Genomic DNA, 7,168 nt, shown 5'->3' on the forward strand with positions numbered 1-7,168 from the left:
TGCCGTGGCCGGTCGCGGGTGGGGGCCCGAGGCCGGCTCCGGGACGGGCTCGACGACGGGCTCCGGGACCGGCTCGACGATGGGCACCGGAACGGGCTCGACGATCGGCTGCGGGATCGGCTCGGGGACCGGCTCCGGCAGTGCGCCCGCGGCCGCGCGTTCGTCGGGCGGGGTCTGGCGCTCCGGGAGCAGCTCCGTCACCGCCTGGCGGTGGGCCTCGCTCGTCGCGTCGTCGTACGGGTCGGGCGTCGCCGGCACCTGGAGCCGGAGGACCCCGCCCGTCCCCAGCCGTGCGTAACCGCGCCCGGCCGGGACGTGGGGTGCGGGCGTGGTGTGCGGCGGAACGCCGAGCACCGTCTCCACCTGGTCGGGCGTGGCCGGGCCCAGCACGATGCGGGCGCGGGTGTGCGTCCGTACCGTCTCGCTCAGGAAGTCCATGCAGTCGAACTGATCGGCCACGATCACCGTGACCTGCGCAGCCCTGCCGTGCCGCAACGGCACCTGGAGCAGCTGCTGAGGGTCGGTCCGCCCGTCGGCGGCCGCGAGATGGCTGAACACGCTGGGCCGGTCGAGCAGGATCCACAGCGGGCGCTTGGTGTCGTCGGGGGCGGGGTGACCGGCCTGCCGGGCCCGGTTCGCGGCGATGAGCCGCCGCTCCGTCTCGTGCGCCGCCCACTCCAGGCTCGCGAGCGCTCCGGCCAGCCCGCATTCGACGGCGAGCACGCCGGCCCGCCCCGTCAGACAGGCGTACTCGCCCGTCCCGCTGCCCTCCACGATCAGCACATCCCCGTACGGCAGCGCCTGCAGGGCGATCGAGCGCAGCAGCGTCGTGGTCCCGCTGCCGGGGTGGCCGACGGCCAGCAGATGGGGCTCCGTCGAGCGGGGGCCGGTGCGCCACATCACGGGCGGCGCGTCCTGCACACGGCCGCCGTCGACGACCGGCACGGTGCGCTGGACGGCGCCCGGATCGGTGAAGCCCAGCACCACCTCACCGGGAGTGGTGACGAAGCGCTGGGCGGCGATGGTGGTGGGCAGGGCGGGGAGCACGCTCATCAGGAGCTGGTTGCCCTCCTCGTCCCACTCGAAGTGGTACTCGCGCCCCCGGCCGGACTTGGTGTGCAGCAGCTGCTCGATCCGGGCGCGCGCCTCCGCCTCGCTGTCGGTGAAGTAGGCCGGGTAGCCCACCCGCAGCCGGGTCAGCCGGCCGTCGCCGTCGAACTCGTGGTCGCTGAACGCCTTCGCCCACTCCCCGCCGTGGCTGAACAGCGGACTCGGGTCCTCCGGGACGGAGAAGTACGGGACGAGCGCCTCGTAGAGCGCCCGCAGCCGCTTCAGCTCCGCCTCGTCGGGCCCGGTCCGCACCGGCGTGGATTCGCGCCCCTTCCACGCCGCCAGCCCCATCACCGTGATCAGGCCGAGCAGCGGCCCGTACGGGACGAGGGCGACCAGCAGCGCACCGGCTGCCGCCAGGAACAGCGTGGGGCCACGCCGTTCCTTGGGCGTGTCGGCCCATTTGCGCCGTCCCGCGGCGGTCAGCCGCCGCAGACCGCGGCTGACCGTGATGAGCGGATGGAGGACGTCGGTGGCGCTGTCGGCGGCCGTCCGCGCGAGCTCTCGGCTGCGTGCGATCCGGTCGGTGCCGCTGCTCAGAATGCGGGGGAGTGGTCGCCGGGCCACGTGGTTCTCCTGCTCCTGGAGTTGTTGAAGGGGGCGCGTGGGGAGGTCAGAACTTGATCCCGCCCAAGAGGCTGGCGAGGCTCGCGCCTCCCGCTGTGATGCTCGGGGCGATGGCCGTGCCCGCGAGATAGAAGCCGAAGAGTGCGGAGATGAGCGCGTGCGACGCCTTCAGCCCGTCCTTCTTGAAGAACAGGAAGACGATGATTCCGAGCAGCACGACGCCTGACATGGACAGGATCATGAGGAGTTCTCCTGGTTGAGGGGACAGTCACCATGAGTTCTTCCATGCTCACAGGAGGTATCTATGCGATAAAAGCTGCATTCGGGTGAAAAATTGGTCTTTTCACTTGACTGGCGGATGCCGGATCGTTGCCCTGGGCGCGTTGATCTTGGGTCGGGCCCCATCCACGATCTTTGCCACGGCTGGGCGGGGTCATGTCCGCGACCGGGCAGTACCCTGTCGGTTCACTCGTACGGGGCCGCTCTGCCCGTACTCGGCACCAGGTCAACGCAGTGAAAGGCGGTCCGTCCGATGAGTGGGACTCCGGATCCCGAGGTGGTCGAGCTGGCGTCCAAGATCTTCGATCTGGCGCGTCAGGGAGACGCCGAGGCCCTCGCCGCCTACGTGGACGCCGGTGTTCCGGCAAACCTCACCAATGACAAGGGCGACTCCCTCGTGATGCTCGCCGCCTACCACGGCCACGCCCCGGCCGTGACGGCCCTCCTCGCCCGCGGAGCCGACGCGGACCGCGCCAACGACCGCGGCCAGACCCCGCTCGCCGGCGCAGTCTTCAAGGGCGAGGACGCGGTGATCCGCGCCCTCCTGGACGGCGGAGCCGATCCGGAAGCAGGAACTCCGTCCGCCGTGGATACTGCGCGGATGTTTGGGAAGACAGACCTCCTGGAGCTGTTCGGCGCCCAGTGAACGGGTGTTGAACACCAGGTGAGAGCGGCGCCGTAAATGTGGTCGCGGTGACGAAATGGCTGGGTCATCATGACGTCGGGCCCGCAAGGGGCCACCGACGAGAGGCAGAGGAAGATGGACTTCATCAGGCGGAAGACGACGGGCAGCCGATCATGTTGCTGCGCGGCCTAGGCGAACACACCCCCGGTTGCGTCGACAGCTTGATGTGAGGCACTTTCCATGTTCGAACCAGTCATAGCGCCGAGCGGCACCCTGCTCGGTCTGTTGCAGAGAGGACGCGGCGACGGCACGCTGCATGCGCTCGCCGCACCCCGCGCCGAAGCCCTCGCGGCCCTCAACCACTGCGTGCTGAGCGACCCCCGCCACGACTGGCAGGTCGAGAACCGCTCCCTCTACTACGCACGCCTCTACCTGGACCTGGGCGGCGGCCTCGAAGAGATCGAGTCCCACCTCTTCGGAGCCGAGGACCATTTCGACTCCGACGACGCACGGACCGGGCTCGCGCTCTCCGTGCTCGGCCACCTCGCCTCGTACGGACGTGACGACGCCCTCAGTCTGCTGCGCCGGTACGCCGCGGCGGGCTCGAATTGGGCCTGGGCCCTCGACGAGCTCGCGCTGCGCGACGACGACTCAGGGCTGCGCTCGCTCGCGGGACCCGTCCTCGGCCGCTTCCCGGCCACCCCGGAGGGCGATGCCGAGCTGGCCGCCGCCGTACGGGACGCGTTCGAGCCGCGGCCCTGGCGGCTGTGGGCCGAGGACCGGCGGGACGCGGTCGGAGCGCGCGTGCGCGCCGCCCAGGAACGCGGCTCCTTCGACCGCTGGCAGCGACAGCTGCGCCCGAGCGGGCCCCGTCCCGGCTGGAGCGTCCAGGCCGTCCTCGAGTGGGCCCAGCACGGACTGGAGCGCGGCAGCGCACTGCATGTGCCGGCCGCGCGCTGTCTCGGCGCGGTGGCCGGACCCGGTGACCGTCGGACGATCATCGAGGCGGCGCGCAGCGGTCCCGACGGCGCGCGCTGCGCCGCTCTGCACTACCTGGCCGAAGCACGGGATCCCGAGGTGCTCGACCTCATCGAGGCCGCGGCGCTCGACGCGTCCCGTGCGGTCGCCGAGGCCGCCGTCTGCGCGTTCGAGCGGATGTGCGGCGACGCCGCCGTCGACCGGGCGCGCGGCTGGGTCCACCGCCCCGACGCGCTCGGTGCCTCCGCAGCCGGCGTCCTCGCCTGCCGCGGAGGCGCCCAGGACGCCGAGTTGGTCCTCGGCGCCCTGCGCGAGACCGTCCGCGCCGAAGGGCCCGACGCCCCCCTGCTGTGGACCCTCGTCGACGGCACCGGCCGGCTCGGCATCGCCTGCGCGGCCCCCGTCCTGCGCCACGTCTACCGTGAGACCACGTCCTCGCAACTGCGCGGCCGCACGGCCCGCGCGCTCGCCACGACCGACCCCTCCTTCGCCACCGGCTTCGCCGTCGAATGCCTCTGGGACTGCGAGGAGACCACGAGAGAAGTCGCCGCTCTGCACGCCGAGACCGGTGACGCGCGGGTAGCGGAACGACTGCGCCGCCTCGCCGCCGACCCGGCCGAGGAGGCCGAGGTCCAGACGGCGGTCCGCAGCCGCATAGTGCCGGACGGGCCTCCGCTCTGACGCATCCCCTGCCCTGACCCGCCCCCGCTCCGGCATGTGCTGCCGCTCCGACGCATACCCCTGCCCCGGCGCGCGCACGGACCCGAGGCGTACCGCCGCCGCGACACATCCACCGCCGCGACGAGACGCCCACCGGCGTGAGTGCCCCGGGACGGCCCGGCGCGCGCTGTGACGACCAAGCACCGCGGCCGCCCCGCACACGGGGTTTGGACCGCCGTCGCCGACCGGCCGAAAGGGGCAGGCCGGGGCATCGCGGGGCAGGTCCGTACGACCGCCGGCGGGGCGGGTCCAAACGCTCATGGGACGTTTCACGGGCGGAAAGATCCACGTTGGCCGGACCACCCCCGGCACGACGAGAACACCCATATGCGTGTCGTCATCGTCACCGAATCCTTCCCGCCAGACGTCAATGGTGTGGCGCACTGCGCCCTGCAGACCGCCCGGCACCTCGCCGCGCGCGGTCATGATCCGCTCGTCATCGCCCCGACCGTGGCCGGGCCCGACATCGAAGCACCGTGCCCCGTCGTACGTGTGCCGTCCCTGCCGCTGCCCGGCTATCCACAGGTCCGCGTGGCCCTGCCCAGCCGGCGGCTGGCCGCGGCGCTCACCGCCCACCGGGCCGATGTCGTCCACCTCGCCAGCCCGTTCGTGCTCGGGGTGCGCGGGATGGGAGTCGCGGCGAAGCTCGGGCTCCCCGCCGTCGCCGTCTACCAGACCGACCTCGCCGGTTACGCCCGTACGTACATGGGCGCCGGCGAGGGCACAGCGTGGCGACGCATCCGTACCGTGCACACCGCCGCCGACCGGACCCTCGCGCCGTCCAGCGCCGCCGTGCGGGATCTCGAGGAGCACGGGGTGCCCCGGGTGCGGCTGTGGCCGCGCGGGGTCGACACCGAGCGCTTCCGGCCCGAGCTGAGGGACGAGGCGCTCCGCCGCGAGCTCGCCCCGAACGGCGAGACGATCGTCGGATACGTCGGCCGGCTGGCGCCCGAGAAGTGCGTCGAGCTGCTCGCCGGGGCCTGCGAACTCCCGGGCGTACGGGTCGTGGTCGTCGGCGACGGGCCGAGCGGCGCGTCGCTGCGCAGCGCACTCCCCGGCGCCGTGTTCCTCGGCCGCCGCACCGGCGACGACCTCGCCCGGATCTTCGCCTCGCTCGACGTCTTCGCGCACACCGGGCCGTACGAGACGTTCTGCCAGACCGTGCAGGAGGCCATGGCCAGCGGTCTGCCGGTCATCGCGCCCGCGGCCGGCGGGCCCCTGGACCTCGTCGACCACGGTCGCACCGGGCTGCTCGTCCCGCCGCACGACGTGCGCGAGGTGCGCGACGCGGTGGCGGCGCTCGTGGCGGACCCGGCGCGCCGGGAGGCGTACGGGCAGGCCGGGCGGGCCATGGTGGAGGGCCGGACCTGGGCCGCCGTCGGCGATCAGCTGCTCGGCCACTACGCCGAGGTGCTCCGGGACCGTACGGCGGTGGCGGCATGAGCGGGCTGCGGATCGTCCGGCTGGCGAACTTCGTGACGCCCGCGTCCGGGGGCCTGCGCACGGCCCTGAGAGAGCTGGGCCGCGGCTATCTGGCGGCCGGGCACGAGCCGGTGCTGGTCGTGCCCGGTGACGTGGAGAGCGACGAGACGACCTCCCAGGGGCGGGTCGTCACCATCCCCGGACCGGTCCTGCCGGGCACCGGCGGCTACCGCGTCCTGGCCGGCCGCACCCGGCTGCGGGAGCTCCTCGAGGAGATCGCACCCGACCGGCTGGAGGTCTCCGACCGCACCACGCTGCGGTGGACCGGAGAGTGGGCGCGCCGCCGCCGGATCCCCTCGGTGATGGTGTCCCACGAGACGGCGGACGGCGTGCTGCGCACCTGGGGCGTACCGGGCGCACTCGCCGAGCGCACCGCGGACCGGCTCAACCGGCGGAGCGCCTGGTCGTACTCGCGGATCGTGTGCACGACGGAGTGGGCGGAACGGGAGTTCATACGCATCGGCGCGAGCAATGTGCTGCGCGCGCCGCTCGGTGTCGAGCTCGAACGCTGCCGTCCCGGCCGGCGCAGCAAGGTGCTGCGCGCCCGCTACGCCGAGGGCGCCGAGGTCCTGCTGCTGCTCTGCTCCCGGCTGTCCGTGGAGAAGCGTCCGGGCATGGCGCTCGACGCGCTCGCCACGCTGCGCGAGAGAGGGGTGCGGGCGGCGCTGGTCGTCGCAGGAGAGGGCCCGATGCGGAGCGGGCTGACCCGGCGGGCGCAGGACGCGAGGCTGCCGGTCCACTTCCTCGGCCACGTCGCCGACCGCGAAGCCCTCGCGGACCTGCAGGCGGCCGCGGACATCTGCCTGGCGCCCGGGCCCGCGGAGACCTTCGGGCTGTCCGCCCTGGAGGCCCTCGCCTGCGGCACCCCGGTCGTGGCCAGTGCCTCCTCGGCGCTCCCGGAGGTCATCGGCGACGCGGGCATCGCGGCGCTGGACACCCCGGAGGCGTTCGCCGACGCGGTACGGGACCTCGTCTCCCGCCCCGAAGCGGCCCGCCGCGCCGCGGCCCGCGCCCGCGCGGAACTCTTCAGCTGGGACCGCGCGGTAGCGGCCTTCCTCTCGGCCCACGACGCCCCCACCCGCGTTCCGGGCCACCCGGAGGTGGCGGCATGACCACGCCCCTGAGCCCCCCGGGCCCCGCGCCCGACTCCGTTGCCGCGCTCGCTCCCGCGCTCCCGGCCTGCGGCGGGTCGCGGAACGACTCCGCGCCGCCGCGGTCGTCGGCCGCGCTCGGTTCCGTGCCTGCTGGTGCTGCGTTCCTGGCCGGTGGTGGGTCGGTGAACGAGTCGGCGCCGCCGCGGTCGTCGGCCGTGCTCGGTTCCGTGCCTGCTGGTGCTGCGTTCCTGGCCGGTGGTGGGTCGGTGAACGAGTCGGCGCCGCCGCGGTCGTCGGCCGTGCTCGGTTCCGT

6 protein-coding genes and 1 pseudogene are annotated in these 7,168 nt (G+C 73.6%); 5 read left to right on the plus strand and 2 right to left on the minus strand.

What is annotated here, in order from left to right:
• Together ACWGI8_RS26485 and ACWGI8_RS26490 are read right to left on the minus strand one after the other, a co-directional pair.
• Nucleotides 1–1,677 (minus strand): ATP-binding protein (locus ACWGI8_RS26485; protein WP_453664564.1); only part of this gene is annotated, 1,677 nt, incomplete at its 3' end.
• A 46-nt stretch (nt 1,678–1,723) separates the two neighbouring features.
• Nucleotides 1,724–1,918: a hypothetical protein gene (locus ACWGI8_RS26490; protein ID WP_242332840.1), complete on the minus strand. Its 195-nt coding sequence runs from the start codon at nt 1,916–1,918 to the stop codon at nt 1,724–1,726.
• Between the two features lie 291 nt (nt 1,919–2,209).
• On the opposite strand from ACWGI8_RS26490, the gene ACWGI8_RS26495 reads away from it, so the two are divergent.
• The 5 genes and pseudogenes from ACWGI8_RS26495 to ACWGI8_RS26515 all read left to right on the plus strand — a co-directional run.
• Nucleotides 2,210–2,602: an ankyrin repeat domain-containing protein gene (locus tag ACWGI8_RS26495; protein ID WP_453664566.1), complete on the plus strand. Its 393-nt coding sequence runs from the start codon at nt 2,210–2,212 to the stop codon at nt 2,600–2,602.
• 219 nt (nt 2,603–2,821) lie between these two features.
• Nucleotides 2,822–4,240, plus strand: coding sequence for a HEAT repeat domain-containing protein (locus ACWGI8_RS26500; RefSeq protein ID WP_453664568.1), 1,419 nt, complete (start codon nt 2,822–2,824; stop codon nt 4,238–4,240).
• Between the two features lie 366 nt (nt 4,241–4,606).
• Nucleotides 4,607–5,722, plus strand: a complete 1,116-nt coding sequence (locus tag ACWGI8_RS26505; protein ID WP_453664569.1) for a glycosyltransferase family 4 protein — start codon at nt 4,607–4,609, stop codon at nt 5,720–5,722.
• Nucleotides 5,719–6,873: a glycosyltransferase gene (locus ACWGI8_RS26510; RefSeq protein ID WP_453664571.1), complete on the plus strand. Its 1,155-nt coding sequence runs from the start codon at nt 5,719–5,721 to the stop codon at nt 6,871–6,873. The genes ACWGI8_RS26505 and ACWGI8_RS26510 overlap by 4 nt, the downstream gene beginning before the upstream one ends.
• Nucleotides 6,870–7,168 (plus strand): annotated as a pseudogene (locus ACWGI8_RS26515) (hypothetical protein); the annotation flags it as partial. The gene ACWGI8_RS26510 and the pseudogene ACWGI8_RS26515, both read left to right, overlap by 4 nt.

Source organism: Streptomyces sp. NPDC054841 (genome assembly GCF_053611045.1).